The sequence below is a fragment of the Sinimarinibacterium thermocellulolyticum genome (assembly GCF_040327995.1).
Lineage (GTDB): Bacteria > Pseudomonadota > Gammaproteobacteria > Nevskiales > Nevskiaceae > Solimonas > Solimonas thermocellulolyticum.
The window spans coordinates 145,494-163,729 of sequence record NZ_JBEPIJ010000005.1 but is presented as its reverse complement, the minus strand read 5'-3'; the positions used below and the strand labels follow the sequence as shown (position 1 = coordinate 163,729).

Annotated in this window: 16 protein-coding genes; 5 read left to right on the top strand and 11 right to left on the bottom strand. The window is 68.2% G+C overall.

All coding sequences use genetic code 11. The annotated features are described in order from the left end of the window. Window positions 1–9 precede the first annotated feature (9 nt). The 4 genes from scpB to ABSH63_RS06395 form a co-directional block, all read right to left on the bottom strand. A complete protein-coding gene (scpB, locus tag ABSH63_RS06410; protein ID WP_352888423.1) occupies window positions 10–753 on the bottom strand; it encodes an SMC-Scp complex subunit ScpB in 744 nt (247 codons plus the stop codon). Further along, the gene (locus ABSH63_RS06405) at window positions 746–1,603 is read right to left on the bottom strand and encodes a segregation and condensation protein A (protein ID WP_352888422.1); all 858 of its coding nucleotides are present in this window, start codon (window positions 1,601–1,603) and stop codon (window positions 746–748) included. Before ABSH63_RS06405 ends, scpB begins: the two co-directional genes overlap by 8 nt. Continuing rightward, window positions 1,600–2,616: a tryptophan--tRNA ligase gene (gene trpS / locus ABSH63_RS06400; RefSeq protein ID WP_352888421.1), complete on the bottom strand. Its 1,017-nt coding sequence runs from the start codon at window positions 2,614–2,616 to the stop codon at window positions 1,600–1,602. Before trpS ends, ABSH63_RS06405 begins: the two co-directional genes overlap by 4 nt. A gap of 114 nt (window positions 2,617–2,730) precedes the next feature. Next, on the bottom strand, window positions 2,731–3,354 hold the full coding sequence (locus tag ABSH63_RS06395) for an L-threonylcarbamoyladenylate synthase (protein ID WP_352888419.1): 624 nt from the start codon (window positions 3,352–3,354) through the stop codon (window positions 2,731–2,733). Window positions 3,355–3,472: 118 nt separating this feature from the next. Here ABSH63_RS06395 and ispZ point away from each other — a divergent pair, with 118 nt between their 5' ends. Beyond that, the gene (gene ispZ, locus ABSH63_RS06390; protein WP_352888418.1) at window positions 3,473–4,003 is read left to right on the top strand and encodes a septation protein IspZ; all 531 of its coding nucleotides are present in this window, start codon (window positions 3,473–3,475) and stop codon (window positions 4,001–4,003) included. Window positions 4,004–4,088: 85 nt separating this feature from the next. Then, a complete protein-coding gene (locus ABSH63_RS06385; protein WP_352888417.1) occupies window positions 4,089–4,370 on the top strand; it encodes a BolA family protein in 282 nt (93 codons plus the stop codon). An 11-nt stretch (window positions 4,371–4,381) separates the two neighbouring features. Here the strand turns inward: ABSH63_RS06385 and ligA are convergent, their stop codons facing one another. The 3 genes from ligA to smc are packed head-to-tail and all read right to left on the bottom strand — an operon-like array spanning window position 4,382 to window position 10,662. After that, window positions 4,382–6,439: an NAD-dependent DNA ligase LigA gene (ligA, locus tag ABSH63_RS06380; RefSeq protein WP_352888416.1), complete on the bottom strand. Its 2,058-nt coding sequence runs from the start codon at window positions 6,437–6,439 to the stop codon at window positions 4,382–4,384. 12 nt (window positions 6,440–6,451) lie between these two features. Next, a complete protein-coding gene (locus tag ABSH63_RS06375; protein WP_352888415.1) occupies window positions 6,452–7,159 on the bottom strand; it encodes a cell division protein ZipA in 708 nt (235 codons plus the stop codon). Continuing rightward, window positions 7,156–10,662: a chromosome segregation protein SMC gene (gene smc / locus ABSH63_RS06370; protein WP_352888414.1), complete on the bottom strand. Its 3,507-nt coding sequence runs from the start codon at window positions 10,660–10,662 to the stop codon at window positions 7,156–7,158. The genes ABSH63_RS06375 and smc overlap by 4 nt, the downstream gene beginning before the upstream one ends. 122 nt (window positions 10,663–10,784) lie before the next feature. Between smc and queF the strand changes: the two genes are divergently transcribed. Continuing rightward, window positions 10,785–11,207, top strand: a complete 423-nt coding sequence (gene queF, locus ABSH63_RS06365) for a preQ(1) synthase (protein WP_352888500.1) — start codon at window positions 10,785–10,787, stop codon at window positions 11,205–11,207. Further along, window positions 11,204–11,581 (top strand): terminase, encoded by a 378-nt coding sequence (locus ABSH63_RS06360; protein ID WP_352888412.1) that lies wholly within the window; start codon window positions 11,204–11,206, stop codon window positions 11,579–11,581. The genes queF and ABSH63_RS06360 overlap by 4 nt, the downstream gene beginning before the upstream one ends. Here the strand turns inward: ABSH63_RS06360 and ABSH63_RS06355 are convergent. Genes ABSH63_RS06355 through ABSH63_RS06340 form a run of 4 tightly spaced genes read right to left on the bottom strand, consistent with a single transcriptional unit; the run spans window position 11,566 to window position 17,121 of the window. Further along, the gene (locus ABSH63_RS06355; protein ID WP_352888410.1) at window positions 11,566–13,122 is read right to left on the bottom strand and encodes an FGGY-family carbohydrate kinase; all 1,557 of its coding nucleotides are present in this window, start codon (window positions 13,120–13,122) and stop codon (window positions 11,566–11,568) included. The genes ABSH63_RS06360 and ABSH63_RS06355 overlap by 16 nt on opposite strands. Beyond that, the gene (locus tag ABSH63_RS06350) at window positions 13,122–14,654 is read right to left on the bottom strand and encodes a glycerol-3-phosphate dehydrogenase/oxidase (protein WP_352888408.1); all 1,533 of its coding nucleotides are present in this window, start codon (window positions 14,652–14,654) and stop codon (window positions 13,122–13,124) included. The genes ABSH63_RS06355 and ABSH63_RS06350 overlap by 1 nt, the downstream gene beginning before the upstream one ends. A gap of 12 nt (window positions 14,655–14,666) precedes the next feature. Beyond that, window positions 14,667–16,262 carry an FAD-binding oxidoreductase gene (locus ABSH63_RS06345; RefSeq protein ID WP_352888407.1) on the bottom strand — a complete coding sequence of 532 codons (1,596 nt, stop codon included), beginning with the start codon at window positions 16,260–16,262 and terminating at the stop codon, window positions 14,667–14,669. Between the two features lie 58 nt (window positions 16,263–16,320). Next, entirely contained in the window at window positions 16,321–17,121 is an 801-nt protein-coding gene (locus tag ABSH63_RS06340) for an HAD-IA family hydrolase (protein WP_352888405.1), read from the bottom strand. A 131-nt stretch (window positions 17,122–17,252) separates the two neighbouring features. Between ABSH63_RS06340 and gluQRS the strand changes: the two genes are divergently transcribed. Then, a complete protein-coding gene (gene gluQRS / locus ABSH63_RS06335) occupies window positions 17,253–18,194 on the top strand; it encodes a tRNA glutamyl-Q(34) synthetase GluQRS (RefSeq protein ID WP_352888403.1) in 942 nt (313 codons plus the stop codon). The last annotated feature ends 42 nt before the right edge of the window (window positions 18,195–18,236 follow it).

Below are 18,236 nucleotides of genomic sequence, written 5' to 3'. Positions count from 1 at the left end.
GCTTTGCGCTCAATGCACCGTGGGCGGCGACGGCGGCGCGTCGTCCGCGGCGGCTTGTACGCCGACATCGGCTGCAGGCGCCTCGCCCGCCGTCGATGATGCTTCGGACGGCGCATCGGCGACGTGCGAGACCTCGTGCAACTGCTCGCCGAGCTTCTGCAGCGCCGCTTCGAGCTGCTGCGGATCCTTGATCTCCGGCAGGCTCGGTAGCTCGTCGAGCGATTTGAGCGACAGATCGTCGAGCAACTGTTGCGTCGTGCCGAACAGCGACGGCCGCCCCGGTACTTCCTTGACGCCGACCTCGCGAATCCAGTTGCGTTCGAGCAGGGTGCGGATGATGTTCGGCGACAGCGCCACACCGCGCACCTCCTCGATCTCGCCGCGCGTGATCGGCTGGCGGTAGCAGATCAGCGCCAGCGTCTCCAGCAACGCACGCGACAGCCGCGGCGGCTTCTCCTGCCACAGCTTGCTGACCCATTCGGCGTAGTCGGACCGCACCTGGATGCGAAAGCCGCTGGCGACTTCGCGCAGCTCGGCGGCGCGACCGGCGAGCGCCGCAGCGAGGCGCCCGAGACCGGCGCGCAGATCCTTCTTGGTCACCCCCAGCTCGTTGCCGAGCAGGCGGTGCAACTGCTCGATCGACAAGGGCTGGTCCGAGGCGAGCAGCAGCGCCTCTAGCACGCGTTCGAGCAAGCGAGCGCGCTCCTCATCGAGCTGCGCTGGCGACTCCTCGGGGGTCATGTCTTCACTCATTCACGGCTTCCTCCGGCGCCGGCGGCGCTTGAGGCGGCGCCAGCAGCAGGGGTTCGAACGGCGCATCCTGCCGTACGGCGATCAGCGACGACTTGGCCAGTTCGAGCACGGCGAGAAAGCAGACCACGACGCCGATGCGTCCCTCCTCGGGATCGATCAGATCGACGAAGCGCGCCGGCCCTTTGGCAACACGCGAGAGGATGCGCGACATGCGTTCGCGCACCGACAGCGGCTCGCGCGCGATCTGGTGGTGGGCGAACAGGGCGCTGCGCGCCATCACGTCGCGGAACGCCAGCACCAGCTCGCGCAGCGTCGGGATCGGCAGGCTCGCGGCCTGCGGAACGACCTCCGGCCGCGCCTGCGCGACGAACACATCACGACCGACGCGCGGCAGCCTCTCGATCGCCTCGCCGGCGGTCTTGAAGCGCTCGTACTCCTGCAGGCGGCGCACCAGATCCATGCGCGGATCGCCCTGCTCCGCCGCTTCTTCCGGCGGCGGCCGCGGCAGCAGGATGCTCGACTTGATCTCGGCGAGCAGCGCCGCCATCACCAGATACTCGGCCGCGAGCTCGAGCTTGAGCTCGCGCATCAGCTCGATGTACTGGATGTACTGTTGCGTGATCTTGTGGACCGGGATGTCGAGGATGTTGAGGTTCTGCCGGCGAATCAAGTACAGCAACAGATCAAGCGGCCCTTCGAAGGCTTCGAGGAAGACCTCCAGCGCATCCGGCGGGATGTACAGATCCTCCGGCAGCTTGTCGATGGGCTGGCCGTGGACCTTGGGCGCACGCGGCTGTGCCGTCGTGCCCGGTTCGAGGCCCGGCACAGCGGCGGCGGCTTGCGCGTTCATGCGGGAATGAAGCCGAGCGCCTCGTGTACGCGCGCGAGCGTCGCATCGGCGCGCGCCGACGCGCGTTCGGCGCCGTCGCGCAGCACACGGCGCAGGCCTTGGATGTCGTCGCGCACGTCGCGATAGCGCGCCTGCACCGGTTCGAGCGTCGCGACCACGGCATCGGCGACCGCCTGTTTGAACTTGCCGTAGCCCTGGCCGTCGTACTCCGCGGCGATCGACTCCAGCGAGCGCCCGCTCGCCGCCGCGAGGATGGACATCAGGTTCGACACCCCGGGTTTTTCGGCGACATCGAAGCGTACCTCGTTGCCGGGGTCGGTCACGGCGCGCTTGATCTTGCGCACGATCGTGTCCGGCGGATCGAGCAGATATAAAACGTTGGTCGGGGCGTCATCCGACTTCGACATCTTCTTGGTTGGCTCTTGCAGGCCCATGATGCGCGCACCCACCGGGGGGATCATCGGCTCGGGCACGGTGAAAATCGGCTTGTCGGGCTCGGCGTGGGCGTTGTTGAAGCGGATCGCGACGTCACGCGTGAGTTCCAGATGCTGCTTCTGGTCGTCACCGACCGGCACCGCATCGGCTTGGTACAGCAGGATGTCGGCCGCCATCAACACCGGGTAGCTGAACAGACCGGCGTTGATGTTGTCGACGTGCTTGCTGCTCTTGTCCTTGAACTGCGTCATGCGCGACAGCTCGCCGAACTGGGTATAGCAGTTGAGCACCCAGGCCAGGCGCGCGTGCGCCGGCACGTGCGACTGCACGAACAGCACGTTGTGGCGCGGATCGAGCCCGCAGGCGATGTACAAGGCCAGAAACTCGTAGCAGCGCTCGCGCAACAGTACAGGATCCTGGCGCACGGTGATCGCGTGCATGTCGACGAGCATGTAGTAGCAGTCGTAACGCTCGTGCAGCGGCAGCCAGTTCTTGATCGCGCCGAGATAGTTGCCGAGAGTCAGATGACCCGAGGGCTGGATGCCGGACAGGACGACGGGTTTGATGGATGCGCTCACGTTGGCGGGTAGGATGTGATGACGGCCCGAGGGCCACGGCGGGTCCGATCGAAGGCCGCAGGACCGTCGCGTCGCAGCCTCGTGAACGGGCCATTATAGCGGCCGACCCCGTACCTACAGACCGATCCGCGCCAGATCGCCCTTGCCGCGACGCAGGACCTCGACCCCCTCGTCACTCAGATCGAGCACGGTGGTCGGATCGACGCCGCAGGGACCGCCATCGACGACGATATCGACGGCGGAATCGAGCTGCTCGCGCCACTCCTCGGGCTCGCCGACGGGCAGCGCCTCCTGCGGAAATTTCAAGGTGCACGACATCAGGGGCTCGCCGAAGGTTTCGAGCAGGGCTTGCGCGATGACGTGCCGCGGCACGCGGATGCCCACGGTCTTGCGCTTGTCGTGGACGATGCGTCGCGGCAACTCCTTGGTGGCGGTCAACACGAAGGTGTAAGGGCCCGGCGTCAGTGACTTGATCAGACGGAACTGGCGGTTGTCGACCTTGGCGTAGGTCGCGATCTCCGACAGATCGCGGCACACCAGTGTGAATCGATGGTGTCGGTCGAAGCCGCGGATGCGTCGCAAGCGCTCGGCCGCCTCGCGATCGTCGAGCTGGCAGCCGAGTGCGTAACAGGAGTCCGTCGGGTACGCGATCACCGCACCCCGGCGCAGCCGCACGGCCACCTGCGCGAGCAGGCGCTGCTGCGGATTCACCGGGTGGATCTGGAACCAGTCGGCCATGGCCGCTGCATTCTACCGGCCGAAGCCGCTTAGAATGTGCCAAGACGCGGATGCAAGGGCATCCTGCCCGATCAGGACAACGGCGCAGACCGCTGCAGCCGGTGATGACGCAAACCCCATGAATGCCATACTCGATTTCGCTCCGGCGCTGCTGTTTTTCGGCGTCTACTACCTCGCCGGCATCTACGTCGCCACCGGCGTGCTGATCGTCTCGCTGTTTTTGCTGGTCGGCGTCTACTGGCTGCGCGAGCGGCGCATCCACAAGACCCACCTGATCACCGCCATCGTCGCCGGCCTGCTCGGCGGCCTGACGCTGTGGATTCGCGATCCGGCCTTCATCCAGTACAAGCCGACCGCGGTCTACGCCGTGTTCGCGCTGGCACTGCTCATCAGCCATGTCGTCGGCGACAAGGTGCTGCTCGCACGCATCCCGCAGAAGACCTTCGTGCTGCCGGATGCGGTCTGGCGCAAGGTCAATCTCGCCTGGGCCGGCTTTTTTGCGTTCTGTGCGGTGCTCAACATCTACGTCGCGCAACGGTTCTCCGAAGAAACCTGGGTGCAGTTCAAGACCTTCGGCTTCACGATCCTGATGTTCGTGTTCTTCATCGCCCACGTGCCGTTTCTGCGTCAGTACCTGCCGGAGGAGTGATGCGGTACACGAGGCTCGATGAGGACGCACCGGGCTCGCTGCCAATCCACAGTGCGATAGCGCAGGGGTATCCCGAGGTGCTGCCATGAACCGCGTCGAGCGCATTCGCGCCACACTGCAACAGGCGTTCACACCCGACCATCTCGCCGTGCACGACGACAGCCATCGACACGCCGGCCACGCCGGCGCGGCCAGCGGCAAAGGGCATTTTCGTGTCGAGATCGTCAGTGCGGCATTCGCCGGTCTGCGCCCGCTACAAAGACACCGCGCGGTCTACGCCGCGCTCGACGCCCTGATGCAGACGGACATCCACGCACTGTCGATCAGCGCGCACACGCCCGAGGAACGCGCCGCGCAACGCACTTGAGCGCGACGCCTTCAGGGCCTTGCCGCAAGCAAGGCCTTGAGGCCGTCGAGATCGATCACCGGTATGCCGAGCTGCTCGGCCTTGGCGAGCTTGGCTCCGGCCGATTCGCCCGCGACGACGTAGTCCGTCTTCTTCGACACCGAGCCGGCCAGCTTGCCGCCGGCCGCCTCGATCAGCGCGCGCGCCTCGTCACGGGTCATTCCCGGCAGCGAGCCGGTGAGCACCAAGGTCTTGCCGGACAGCGGCCCCTCGCGCGCCGCCTGCGCCTCGGGCCAATGCACGCCGGCATCGCGCAGCGCGGCGATCACCTCGAGGTTGCGCGGCTCGACGAAGAAGTGGCTGATGTGCGCGGCGACCACCGGCCCGACATCCGGCACCGCGCGAAGGCGTGGGCAACGCGCCTTGTCCCTGTCGGCGTGGGCGGTCGGCGCATCCGCCTGCGCCGCCGCGATCAGCGCCTCGAGCGTGCCGAAGTGGCGTACCAGATCGCGCGCCGTGGCCTCGCCGACGTCGCGTATGCCGAGTGCATACAAAAAACGTTCGAGCGTGGTCTGCTTGCTGCGCTCGATCGCATCGACCAGGTTCTGCGCCGACTTCTCGCCCATGCGTTCCAGCTCGGCGAGACGCTCGACGTTCAAACGATAGATGTCCGCCGGTGTGTGCACCCACTCTCGCTCGATCAGCTGGGCGAGCAGCTTCTCGCCCAGGCCCTCGATGTCCATCGCCCGCCGCGAGACGAAGTGCAGCAAAGCCGCGTGCAACTGCGCTCGGCACGACAGACCGTTGGTGCAGCGCGCGATGACCTCGCCTTGATCCTTCTCCACGCGACCGCCGCAAACCGGGCAACAGGGCGGCAGCTCGACCGCACGCGCACCCGGCGGACGCCGGGCGAGCACCACCGCCTTGACCTCGGGAATCACGTCGCCGGCGCGGCGCACGATCACGGTATCGCCGATGCGCACGTCCTTGCGCAGGATCTCGTCCATGTTGTGCAGCGTCGCGTTCGATACCGTCGCACCGCCGACGAACACCGGCTGCAGCCGCGCGACCGGCGTCAGCGCGCCGGTGCGGCCGACCTGGAACTCGACGTTCTCCAGCACCGTCTGCGCTTCCTCGGCCGGGAACTTGTGCGCGATCGCCCAGCGCGGCGCGCGCGCAACGAAACCCAGTTCTTCGCGGCCGGCGAGATCGTCGAGCTTGTAGACCACGCCGTCGATGTCGAAGGCGAGCTCGGCGCGCCGCTGCTGCATCCGCGCGTAGTAGGCCAGGCAGCCATCCACACCGCTCACGACCTCGATCAGCGGCGACACCGGGAAGCCCCAGTCACGCAGTTGCGCCAGCACCTCGTGGTGATGGCGCGGCATGGTCCACTGCTCGACGTGACCCAGGCCGTAGGCGTACAGCGACAGCGGCCGCGTCGCCGTCACGGCCGGATCGAGCTGGCGCAGCGAGCCGGCCGCCGCATTGCGCGGATTGACGTAGAGCTTGTCGCCGCGCGCCGTCGCCTCCTCGTTCATACGGCGAAAGCCGGCGTGCGGTAGAAAGACCTCGCCGCGCACCTCGAGCAGCGGCGGTGGCGCGCCGCGCAGCCGCAGCGGCAGCGCGCGGATGGTGCGCAGATTGGCGGTAACGTCCTCGCCGGTCTCGCCGTCGCCGCGCGTCGCGCCCTGGACGAAGCGACCGTCGCGGTACAGCAGCGACACGGCAAGGCCGTCGAGCTTGGGTTCGGCGACATAGTCGACGCGCGCACATCCGAGGGTTTCGCGCACACGTCGGTCGAACTCCGCGAGTTCGGCCTCGCTGAAGCAGTTGTTCAGCGACAGCATCGGTACGCGATGCCGCACCGTCGCGAACGCGGCGGACGGCGCGCCGCCGACGCGCTGCGTCGGCGAATCCGGCGTCAGCAGCTCCGGATGTGCGGCCTCCAGCGCCTGCAACTCGCGCAGCAGCGCGTCGTACTCCGCATCCGAGATGCTCGGGTCGTCGAGCACGTAGTAGCGGTGATCGTGCTCGCGCAGCTCGCGGCGAAGCTGCTCGGCCCGCCGTACGGCCGCGTCCGGCGCCCCCAAGGCCCTGCGCCCCTAGAGCCCGTGCCGCTGCGCCCAGGCCTTGACGTCGGCGACGATCGCGCTTTCCGCCGCGGCGGTCAGCAGCTCGCGGTTGCTGTCGTAGACGTCGGCATTGAGCTCCCGCGCGAGCGCGCGCGCGGTCAGGAACATGTCGGCGATGGCTTCTTCGGGCGCCGTCGGCCCCGGCAACACCATGAACACCGACAGCCCCGGCGTCGAAAACTCGCGACGCTGCGCCGGGTCGAGATACCCGGGCTTGATCAGGCTGGCGACCGAAAACACGGGCACGCCACGGGCGAAGCGGTGATAGATCTTGCGCTCGCCGAACTGCAGACCCTGCGCCTGCAACGCGGCGTGGATACGCTCGCCGAAGATTGCCGTGCCCTCGCGTTCGGCGATCAGCAGGGCGACGATCTTCTCCTGCGGCTGCGCCGCTGCGGCCACCGCGCTCTGCCCGCCAGCCGCCGGCGCACCGCTGCCCAGGTCCGGGGATACGCGCTTGCGCGGCTTGCCGACACCGAATTCGTCGAACTCGCCGAAGCGCGAGAACATGTCCATCTGGTCGCTGCCGCCGCCGGACGCCGAGCCCGGCAGCTTGAGCGCCTTCACCGGCGCCTCGCTGCGGCGGCGCGAAGCGGGCCGTTCGCGACGACTGAACCAATAGATCGCGACGACGGCGACCGCGCCCACGATCAGAAGCGCCCACTGCGTCGGACTCATTCCTTCGTTCCCTGCTCGGTCGCCAGCTCGACGGCCTGCTCGATGTCCACGCTGACCAGGCGCGAGACGCCCGGCTCCTGCATGGTCACTCCGTGCAACTGACGCGCCAGCTCCATGGTGATCTTGTTGTGCGTGATGATAATGAACTGCACGTTCTGCGACATTTCGCGGACCACCTCGCAGAAGCGGCCGACATTGGCGTCGTCGAGCGGCGCGTCGACCTCGTCCATCAGGCAGAACGGCGCTGGATTGAGCTGGAACAGGGCCAGCAGCAGCGCCACCGCGGTCATCGCCTTCTCGCCGCCGGACAGCAGGTGGATGGTGGAATTGCGCTTGCCCGGCGGACGCGCCATCACGCGCACGCCGGTATCGAGCAAATCCTCGCCGGTCAGTTCCAGATAGGCCTCGCCGCCGCCGAACAGCTTAGGGAAGCGATCGCGGAACATCGCATCGACCTTGTCGAAGGTCTGGCGGAACAGCTCCTTGGTCTCGGTGTCGATTCTGCGAATCGCCTCTTCGAGCGTCTCCAGCGCGCTGTGCAGGTCGGCGTGCTGCTCGGCGAGATAAGCCTCGCGCGCGCGCGCCTCCTCCAGCTCCTCGATCGCAGCCAGATTGATCGCGCCGAGCCGCTCGATACGCCGCAGCACGACGCCGAGCCGGTCCTCCCAGTTCGCCAGCGTCGCGTCCTCGGCGAGCCCGGCGAACAGCGCCTCACGCTCGAAGCCGGTTTCGGCGATCTGCTCGTTCAGACTGTCGCGGTGCGCACGCAGGTTCTCAAACTCCAGTCTGGCCTGCTGCAACCGCTCCATGGCCGCGTCCTTCTCGGCATCGGCCGCGCGCGCCGCCTCCGTGGCTTGTAGCAACGTCCGCTCGGCCGCTTCGACCTGCTCGCGGACGCCGCGCAGACCGGCGCGCGCCGTCTCGACCGCTGCACGCGCCTGCTCGACGTCGCCGGCCTGGTTCTGCAGCGGCGCATCGAGTTCGGCGGCGTGGCGTTCCTCTTCGAGCCGCCGTGCCAGAAGCGCTTCCCGCGCAGCCTCGACGTCGGTGATCGCCTGCGCCAGCGCCGCCAGCGCACTGCGCGCACCGGCGAGCTGCACCTGCAGGCCGTTGCGCGCCTGCTGCGCCTGCAGTGCCTGATGGCGTGCACGCGCCACGGCATCACGTGCGCGCTGCAGGCTCTGCTGCATCGTCGCGCGCTTGTCGCGCAGCTCCTGCGCGATCTGCTCGAGCGACGACAGGCGCGTACGCGCGGTTTCGAGTTCTTCCGCCTGCTGCTCGCGGGCGCGATCGAGTGACTCGATCTCCTGGCTGAGCGCTTCGAAACGCTGCTGCGCCTGTTCCAGACGCACCGCCTGCGCCTGGCGGAACGCCAGCTTCTGCGCCTGACGGTGGCGCAATTGGTCGAACTTCGACGAGGTGTCGCGCCGCGCCTGTTCGGCCGCGTGGATGCGCGCACGCAGCTCGCCGAGCGCCTGTTCGCGGTCGAGCACCTGTCGCTGCTGGGTCTCGACCTGTACCTTGAGCTGCTTGAGCAACTGGCTGCGCGCGATCACGCCGCCCTCGGCACCGCCGCGGCGCGGATAACGGCGGAACTGCGCACCGCACCAGATGCCGTCGCGCGTGATCACCGATTCGCCGGCGGCTAGTGTCGGCAGCAGCGCCTCGGCCTGGTCCAGACTCTCGGCGGTGTGAATGCCGTGCAGCAGATCGATCACCGCCTGCGGCCCGCTGACCTGGGCGGCGAGGCCGTGCGTACCGCGCGCGGTGGTGTCGGCGAGGAGCGCGATCCCGGCGTCGGGCGGGTGCAGCGCCCGGACTCGGTTGGCGAAATCGGGCACCACCGGCGCCTGCAGCAGGCCTTCGAGCACCTGCTCGACGGCGTCGTCCCAGCCGTCATCGACCTGCAGCGCGGCCGCCAGGCGCGGACACGCGCCAAGACCGTTGTGTGCCAACCACTGGTTGAGGCTGGCATCGTCTTCGCGCAGCGCTGCTTGCTGCAAGGTTTCGAGCGAGGCGACGCGGCCACGTGCGGCCTGCAGTTGTTGGCGGGCCTCGTGTAGCGCGGCTTCTGCGGCGCTGCGCTCGTCGCGCCACTGCTGTAGTTGCGCGTCCATGTCCCGCAGGCGCTCGTCGGCATCAGCCAGTTCGGCGTTGAGCGCTGCCAGCTCGCGATCGGCCTCGACGAGGCTCTCTCGGATCGGTTCGATGTGGATCTGCGCCAGCTCGGCCTGCAGCCGGCGCAGCCGCTCGTCGTTCTGGAAGCGCGCGCGCTCGAGCTGCTGCACGCGCACACGCTCGGCCTCGGTCTGTGATAGCGGCGTCTCGGCGTCCTGCACGAATGCGTCCCAGCGCCGCTGTTGTTCCTGCGCCTCTTCCTCGGCCGCGAGCACCGCGGACTGCGCCTCCACCTCGATGCGCTCGGCATCGGCGACCCGGCGTTCGAGTTCGGCGAGTTGGCGGCGAGCCTCTTCGAGCCGCTGCTGCTCGCGCCCCCCGCGCGCGTCGAGTTCGGCGAGCTGGCGCGCGATCTGATCGAGCTCGCGGACCTTGAGCTGCTTGAGCTCCAGGGCATGCTGCAAGCTCTGCTCCTGGCGCGCGAGCCGTGCCTCGGCTTCGTAGACTCGGCTCTGCTCTTCGCCCAGACGGTTGGCGAGCGCGCGGCTTTCGATCTCTGCGCGCAGGCGCGCCTCGGCGAGCTCGCCGACTCTGGTCCGCGCCGCGTCGAGCGCGCGTTCCAGCTCGGCGATCGCCGTCTCGTGTCCGCTGCACTGCTCGTCGAACTGACGCATGCGCAGCGCCAGGATCTCGGCGCGCAGCTGGCGTTCCTCGGCCTTGGCGGCCTTGTACTTCTCCGCGTTCGCCGCCTGCTTGGTCAGAACTTCGAGTCTTTGCTGAATTTCTGATCGCAAATCATTGAGACGCGAGAGATTCTCTCGGGTCTGCCTGATTCTCGACTCGGTTTCGCGGCGGCGGTCCTTGTATCTGGAGATGCCGGCTGCCTCTTCGAGCCAGTGGCGCAGCTCCTCGGGCTTGGCCTCGATCATGCGCGAGACCATGCCCTGTTCGATGATCGCGTACTGGTTCTTGCCGCCCAGACCGGTGCCGAGGAACAGGTCGGTGACATCGCGCTTCAGGCACTTGGCACCGTTGAGGTAGTACTGCGACCCGCCCTCACGCGTCAGCTCGCGGCGGACCGAGATTTCGCTGTACGCGGCGTACGGGCCGCCGATGGTGCCGTCGCTGTTGTCGAACAGCAGTTCCACCGACGCGCGGCCCACCGGTTTGCGCGTCTTCGAGCCGTTGAAGATCACGTCCTCGGCGTCCGAGGAGCGCAGATTCTTCATGCTGGTCTCGCCCAACACCCAGCGCACGGCGTCGATGATGTTGGACTTGCCGCAACCGTTGGGGCCGACGATCGCAGTGAGGTTCACCGGCAGCGGCAAGTGCATGGCGTCCACGAAGGATTTGAAGCCGGCGAGCTTGATGCCTGAAAGGCGCATGCGGATCGAATGCTCTTGCGCCTGACGCGGGCGCGGTGTTTTGAGTGGAGAACGGCACGGAAGTGCGCGGGGCGCGTAGTGTAAATTAAGCGGCCAGCCCGTCCACTGGCCTGCCGTCGGTGATGTCGACCCAGCCGAGCAAATCCCTCGAAACCTTTCCGAATCCGGCACCACAGCGCGATTTCGCGATCCGCATGCGCATCCCGGAGTTCACCTGCCTGTGCCCCAAGACCGGCCAGCCGGATTTCGGCACGCTGTACCTCGAATACGTCGCGGATCGGCTGTGCGTCGAGCTCAAGTCGCTCAAGCTCTACATCTGGAGCTTCCGAGACGAAGGTAAGTTTCACGAGGCAGTGACCAACGAGATCCTCGACGACCTGGTCGCCGCGACAAAGCCGCGCTTCATGCGCCTGACCGCGGTGTTCAACGTCCGCGGCGGCATCTACACCCACGTGTCGGTCGAACACCGCCAGCCCGGCTGGAACGGCAGCCTGCCACCACCGGCCTGGCACGTCGATCCAACAGGAGCCGGGAGCACGCCTTGACCACCTTTACCACCCTGCTCGAAGCCCAGTGGGCCGGCTATGCCGAGCGCCATCAGGACCGAGGCAACCTCATCCTGCACATCCTCGCCGTGCCGCTGTTCTGGTGGGGCGCCCTCGATTCTCTCGCCGCGCTGCTGTTCCAAGGCTTGGTCGCCGCCTTCGACGGCGTGCTGCTGATGGTCGTGTCGGTGTTCCTGCAGGGCCTCGGGCATGATCGCGAGGCCGTCCCCCCCGAACCCTGGGCCGGGGTCTGGGTCTTCGTGCAACGCCTCGTTGCCGAGCAGTTCGTGAACTTTCCGCGCTATGTGATCAGCGGTGCGTGGTGGCGCATCGTCGGCGGTGGCGCCAGTTCCCGGGCCTACGGCGGCGGATAGCCGGTGATACGGCGGATGCGCGCATACAGCGGCTGCAGGCGCGCGTACATGCGTCGATAGACCTCGCGGTAAAGGGCGTCGTAGAGCGCTGCGACCTGCGGCTGAGGCTCGAATACCTTGCCCTTGCGGGTCATCGCCGCCACCGCGTCCCGGTGATGGCGATACCAGCCGAGCCCGACCGCGGCGTTGATCGCCGCGCCCAGCGCCGACGTCTCGTAGATCGGCGGCCGCTCGGCCGGCAGGCCGAAGATGTCGGCGGTGATCTGCATCGCCTGGTCCGACTGCGAACCACCGCCCGAAACCAGCAGCCGCCGTATCAGCACGCCGGTGCGACGCTCGATCTCGTCGCGTCCGGCGCGCAGACCATAGACCAGGCCTTCGAGGATCGCGCGGTAGAAGTGCGCGCGGGTGTGCACGTCACCAAAGCCGATGATACCGCCCTTGGCCTCCGGTCCCGGATCGCGCACGCCCGGCGACCAGTACGGCTGCAGCATCAAACCCATCGAGCCCGCGGGCACGCTGGCGACCAACTCGTCGAACAGCGCTTCGACGGCAACGCCACGCTCGGCCGCAAGTGCCTGTTCGCGATGCGCGAACTCGCGCTTGAACCAGGACACCATCCAGAACCCGCGATAGATCTGGATCTCGGTGTTCCAGGCACCCGGTATCGCCGCCGGGTACGCCGGCAGCATGCGTTGCACTTCGATATAGCGCGGCTGCGTGGTGTTGATCGTCGCCGTCGTGCCGAAGCTGAGCTGGGCAGTATCGGGCGTGGTCGCGCCGCTGCCGAGCACCTCGCAGGCCTTGTCAGCGGCAGCGGCGATCAGCGGCAAGCCCGGCGGCACACCCAGGGCTTCGGCGGCCGCCGGCGTCAGCGCGCCCAGTGGCGCGCCGGGCGCCACCAGATCCGGCAACTGATCGCGGCGCAGTGCGATTGCCTGCCATTTGAAATCGCGCGGACCGGCCCAGTCGAGACGCTTGTAATCGAAGGGCACGAAGCCAACCTGGCAGCCGGCCGAATCCACGTACGCGCCGACCAGCCGCTGGGTCAGCCAGCCGGACAGGAACAAAAACTTACTCGTCTGGCGCCACAGCGCCGGTTCGTGCTGCGCCAGCCAGTTGGCGTCGGCCTCGCGCTGCAAGTGCGCGATCAGCGACGTGGCGCCGGCGACGCGGAACGCTGCGCGCCAGAACGCCGACAGCCGCGGCGGCACGGTACAGCGGCGCTGATCGAGCCAGACGATCGCCGGCCGCAACACCCGTCCGGCGGCGTCGACGCAGATCATCGTCGCGCGCTGCGTGGTCAGGGCCAATGCGGCGATGTCGTCCGGCCGCAGGCCGTCGCACCAGAGCTGGCGGCTGCAGGCACACATCGCCGCCCAGTAGCGCTCCGGATCCTGCTCGGCCCAGCCCGGCTGCGGCGAGACGTAGACCGGCTCGAAGGCCTGCTGCGCCTTGCCGAGCAGCTCGCCCCGCGCATCGAACACCAGCGCGCGGGCGCTCTGTGTGCCAACGTCCAGCGCGAGCAGATGCTTTGGCATCACGCCGCCAACGGCGCATGCTGCGCGCGCCAGCACGCGAGATAGCGCTGCTCCTCGCTTGCGCAGCGCTGCGCGTCCCAGCCCAGCTCTTCACGGCAGATGGCGAGCACCTGCGGCAGCAGCGCACGCGCACCTTCTTCGATCACTAGGCCCAGACGCGTGCGTCGCAGCAGCAGGTCGTCCAGATGCACGACCTGCTCGTGGCGCGCCGCCCAGCGCAGCTCGGCCCAGGTCCAGGGCGTCTCGCCGATGGTCCGCAGATCCTCGCCGGGGACTTGTTGCAGCAGCGCGCCGGCCGCGGCGGCGCCCAAACGCCCGTAGAGCCGTCGCTGGCTGGCCACTGGCGTGGCCGATGCGAAGAGCGGCCGCGCCGATTCCGGCGCGAGCCGCGGCCGCTCGGTCGCGGCGGCGCGCAAGACCTCGTGCGCGGTCACGCGAAACGTCGTCAGCTTGCCGCCGGTGATGCCGATGAGTCCGGGTGCGCGCCAGAGCGCCGACTCGCGCGATTCGGCCGAAGGATCGTCCTTGCCGCCGTCGACCACCGGGCGCACGCCGGCGTAGGTGCTGATGACGTCACCGGCACCCAGCTTCAGGCTCGGAAACTGCGCGGCGAGGCCGGCCAGCAGATAGTCGCGTTCCGCCGGCGTCATGCGTGGCGTGTCCAGCGCCTCGCGATGGTCCAGATCGGTCGTGCCACAGATCACCGCGCCTTCCCAGGGATAGGCGAACACCGGCCGCTGGTCCTGGGGGTGTAGCCAGGACACGGCGTGGCGCAGCGCGAAGCGCCGCGGCGAGAACAGCAAGTGACTGCCGCGCAGCGGCCTGAGTTTGGGCGCAGCGGCCGGCGCCCCCGGCAGCGCCGCGGCCCAGGCACCGGTCGCGTTGACGACCATACCGGCCTCGATGTCCCGCTCGCAGCCGCTGACCGCATCGCGCAGGCGCACGCCGCACACCCGTCCGTTCTCGCTGCGCAGGGTCGCCGCGACATAGTTCAGCGCGGTACCGCCGTCGGCGCAGGCATCGAAGATCAGACGCAGTACCAGGCGCGCATCGTCGGTGCGTGCATCCTCGTAGACCATCGCACCGAGCAGTCCATCATCGGCGAGATTGGCTTCGGCGGCGCGTGCTGCCGGCGCGTCGAGCCAGCGCGAGCGGCGCGCACCGGCCATCCAGTCGTAGACGCGCAGGCCGAACTGCATCAGCCAGCGACCCGGCTTGCGTCCAGCATAGATCGGCATCAGGAAGGTCTGCGGCTCGACCAGACCCGGCGCTTCGTCGAGCAGCCGCTCTCGCTCGCGGACCGACTCCAGCGTCAGCCGCCACTGTCCGTTCTTGAGATAGCGCAAACCGCCGTGCACCAGCTTCGACGACCGCGAAGACGTGCCCGATGCGTAATCGCGCGCCTCGACCAGCAGCACGCGCGCACCGCTGCGCGCGGCCTCGCGGAACACGCCGGCGCCGGTGATGCCGCCGCCGACGACGATCAGATCGTAACCCGGGTCGAGCGCCGACAGCTCAATTCGCGCGGTCATCCGCACGCTCGCTCATGTAAACAGCTTGCCCGGATTCATCATGCCGTCGGGATCGACCTCGCGGGCGACGGCACGCAGCAGGTCCATGCCCAGCGCGCCCTTCTCCGCCGGCAGATACGCTGCGTGATCGACACCGACACCGTGTTGATGACTGATCGTGCCGCCGTGCGCGACGATCACCTCGGACACCCGCGTCTTGAGCTTGCGCCAGCGTTCGAGATCGGCATCGGCATCGCCGGCCGAACGGAACACGAAGGTCGAGTAGATGCTGCAACCCTGCCGGTACACGTGCGACAGGTGCGTGAAAGCGTGGATGCGTTCGTCGTCGCCGGCCAGCGCATCGTGCGCCGCCTGTTCGATCGCGCGCATGAGCGCGGTCGCCTTGGGCCAGTTGACGCAGGTCTCGACGGTGTCGGCGCCGTAGCCCAGTGCCCACAGTGCATTGCGCAGCAAGGGCCCACGGAAACGATTGCGTACCCAGGCCTTGCCCATGCCCTTGCCCACATGCACGCCGCGATGGCGCTTGGCGATCGCCAGGGCGTCGCGCCGCGTGCGCCGGCATTCGGCCAGCGTGCCGGTGACGCCGAGCATCAGCATGCACTTGCCTTCGTCGATGCCGCGCATGCCCAGGTAGCGCTGCAACCACAGGATCAACTGTGGATGACCGGCGAGGCGCAACTGCGTTTCGGTTTCGACTTCGTTGGACAGGCGCAGCATCGACAGCGGCAGATCGGCCTGCACCATCGCGCGCACCGCATCGATCGCCGAAGCCCAGTTCGGGAAAAACACGCCGTGGAAACTCTCCTCCTCCGGCAGGCGGCGCAGACGCACGCTCACCTCGGTGAGCAGACCCAGGCGCCCTTCCGAACCGAGCACGACTTCACGCAGATCGGGCCCGGCCGACGAAGCCGGTACCCCGCCGACGCTCCACTGACCACGCGGCGTGGCCAATCGTCCCGACGCGAACATCTGCTCGATACGGCCGTAGCGCAGCGACTGCTGGCCGGACGAGCGCGTGACCACCCAGCCGCCGAGCGTCGAGTACGGATACGACTGCGGAAAATGGCCGAGCATGAAGCCGTGCGCGCGAAGCTGCGCCTCCACCTGCGGCCCCGGCGTACCGGCGCCGAAGGTCCCGAGCCAGGCCTTGTCGTCGACCACCATCAGACGGTTCATGCGCGCCAGCGAGATGTTGACCACCGGGCGGTCGCTCGCCGGGACGTTCAAATGGCCGACGACGCTGGTGCCACCGCCATAGGGCACGACGATCGCCCCGAGCTTGCGCGCGCTGGCCAAGGCCTGCGCCGCCTCGTCGTGACTCGACGGCAGGGCGACGCCGTCGGCACAGGGCCCTATGCGGCCACAGCGCAGCGCGATCCAGTCCGGAAAACTCTGTCCGCGCGCATGCAGCACGCGGATTTTGGCGTCGGTTTCGAAGCCGTGCCCCGACGACGGCAGGCGGCTCGCCCCGACGCGCTCGACGACTTGCTGCAAGCTGGCGTCATGCGGTGCCCGACCCGGTCCGATGCGCGCGGCGAGGAAGGCGCGCGCATCATCGCTCAGCGCGTACTCGTCGCCCTCTTCTCCCCAGCCGTTCCAGCGTCGCATGCGCTCCCCGCCGCGTCGAACCGGGCGCAGTATATCGGCAGCCCGTCGGCAAACGCCTTTACGCGGCCTGAGCCTGCGGTGGATTCGCGTGATCGAGGATCCAGCGCAGCGCGTCGACCGTCACCCACGGCACGCCCGGCAGCGTGCCGCGCAGCACCCGCGCCGGCGCACCGGGTTCGCCGAGACTCGACATCACCAGCGCGGCCGCATCGAAGTCCTGCCCGATGGTGTCGCGATTCACGGTCACGACCGCGGTGACGCCGGCCGCGGTTGCCGCCGCCAGACCCATTTCGGAGTCCTCGAGCGCGATGCAGTCCCGTGCATCCACGCCGAGCCGTTGCATCGCGAGCCAATACAGATCCGGCGCCGGCTTCTTGTGCGCCACTTCCTCTCCGGACGCGATCACGTCGATCTCGGCGGCGAGCTCTGGCCCCATGCAGTACTTGAGCACGGGCTTGAGCGTCTTGAGGCTGGCGTTGGTGACGATGGCCAGGCGCAGACCCTCGCGTCGCGCCTCGCGCATCACCCGCGCGATGCCCGGACGCAGCGGCACCTTGCCCTGGCGCATGCGCCGGCGGAAGTACTTGGATTTAAGCTCATGCACCTTGGCGACCCAGGCATCGATGTCGGCCTCGGCCTCGGCCTGCTCGGCACCCAGATCCGGGTGGTAGCGCTGTACGTAGTACTTGAGCCGCTCGCGCCCACCCGGCAAACGCAGCAGACGTCGGTAGAGTTTGGGCCCCCAGCGCAGCGGCAGGCCAAGCTTACGGAACGCCCGGTTGTACGCCGGACGATGGCCCAGGGCCTCGGTGTCGGCGAGCGTGCCGTCGACGTCGAACAGGACGGCGCGCAGGCTCATGCGTCGGAACCGTGTCGTGCAGGCTCGGGATCTTCAGGGTCCATTCGATGCGGGTTCAGCGGCTTGAGTGATGAAGTTAATGTAGCATGCACGTGTCTTGGGTCTGTGAATCGGGGCACGCGGGCGAGCCGATGATCGAATCCCCGACACACACCGGCGCCGCAGGCAATCCGAAACCCCGCTATCGCGGGCGCTTCGCACCGACGCCGAGCGGACCGCTGCATCTCGGATCCCTGCTGACCGCACTAGCGAGCTGGCTGTGTGCACGCGCAGCCAATGGCAGCTGGCTGTTGCGCATCGACGATCTCGACCGCGAGCGCTGCGATCCTTCCGCGAGCGCGCAGATCCTGCGCCAGCTCGAAGCTCACGGACTGCTGTGGGACGAAGCCCCGCGCTACCAGTCGGCGCAGCTCGATGTCTACGCCGTCGCACTGCGGGCGTTGCGCGACGACGGTAAGTTGTATGCCTGCGATTGCAGCCGCGCGCAATTGCGCGAGCGGGCACGAGCCGGGCGCGACGGGCCGGTCTACGACGGGCGTTGCCGCGGGCGTCGCCTGGATTTCGAGACCGGCGCGTGGCGACTCAAGGTCGCGGCCGGGGAACGGCGCTTCGAAGATGGCTGGCAAGGATCGCAGGGCTGCCGCATGCCCTCCGAGATCGGCGATTTCGTCGTGCGCCGACGCGACGGCATCCCCGCCTACCAGCTCGCCTGCGTCGTCGACGAACAGGCACAGGACATCACCGAGGTGGTGCGCGGCGCCGATCTGCTGGCCTCGACCTTCATGCAACTCGAGGTTTGTAGCGCCCTCGCCCAGACCGCACCTCGGTACCGTCACCTACCGGTGCTGGTCACCGCCGACGGCCGCAAACTGTCCAAGCAGACGCATGCCCCCGCGGTGGACACGGCCGCGGCCGCCCACAATCTGTGGCTGTGCCTGCGCTGGCTGGGCCAGGCGCCGCCGCAGGAGTTGCGTCGGGGCGCGGTGGACGACGTGCTCACCTGGGCGCGCGCGAACTGGGACGCGGCTCGCGTGCCGTCGACAGCCTGCATCAAAGTGGAGCACGCCCTTTGAGTCTGGCATGATGCTATGCAGCAAAAGCGCTGCGGCATCGAT

Coding starts and splice junctions, on each gene's coding strand:
- ABSH63_RS06385 (WP_352888417.1), top strand. CDS start 4,089: ATGAACCGCGTCGAGCGCATTCGCGCCACACTGCAACAGGCGTTCACA.
- ABSH63_RS06375 (WP_352888415.1), bottom strand. CDS start 7,159: ATGAGTCCGACGCAGTGGGCGCTTCTGATCGTGGGCGCGGTCGCCGTC.
- ABSH63_RS06350 (WP_352888408.1), bottom strand. CDS start 14,654: ATGACCGCGCGAATTGAGCTGTCGGCGCTCGACCCGGGTTACGATCTG.
- ABSH63_RS06395 (WP_352888419.1), bottom strand. CDS start 3,354: ATGGCCGACTGGTTCCAGATCCACCCGGTGAATCCGCAGCAGCGCCTG.
- ABSH63_RS06355 (WP_352888410.1), bottom strand. CDS start 13,122: ATGCCAAAGCATCTGCTCGCGCTGGACGTTGGCACACAGAGCGCCCGC.
- ispZ (WP_352888418.1), top strand. CDS start 3,473: ATGAATGCCATACTCGATTTCGCTCCGGCGCTGCTGTTTTTCGGCGTC.
- smc (WP_352888414.1), bottom strand. CDS start 10,662: ATGCGCCTTTCAGGCATCAAGCTCGCCGGCTTCAAATCCTTCGTGGAC.
- ABSH63_RS06405 (WP_352888422.1), bottom strand. CDS start 1,603: ATGAACGCGCAAGCCGCCGCCGCTGTGCCGGGCCTCGAACCGGGCACG.
- ABSH63_RS06340 (WP_352888405.1), bottom strand. CDS start 17,121: ATGAGCCTGCGCGCCGTCCTGTTCGACGTCGACGGCACGCTCGCCGAC.
- scpB (WP_352888423.1), bottom strand. CDS start 753: ATGAGTGAAGACATGACCCCCGAGGAGTCGCCAGCGCAGCTCGATGAG.
- ABSH63_RS06345 (WP_352888407.1), bottom strand. CDS start 16,262: ATGCGACGCTGGAACGGCTGGGGAGAAGAGGGCGACGAGTACGCGCTG.
- gluQRS (WP_352888403.1), top strand. CDS start 17,253: ATGATCGAATCCCCGACACACACCGGCGCCGCAGGCAATCCGAAACCC.
- queF (WP_352888500.1), top strand. CDS start 10,785: ATGTCGACCCAGCCGAGCAAATCCCTCGAAACCTTTCCGAATCCGGCA.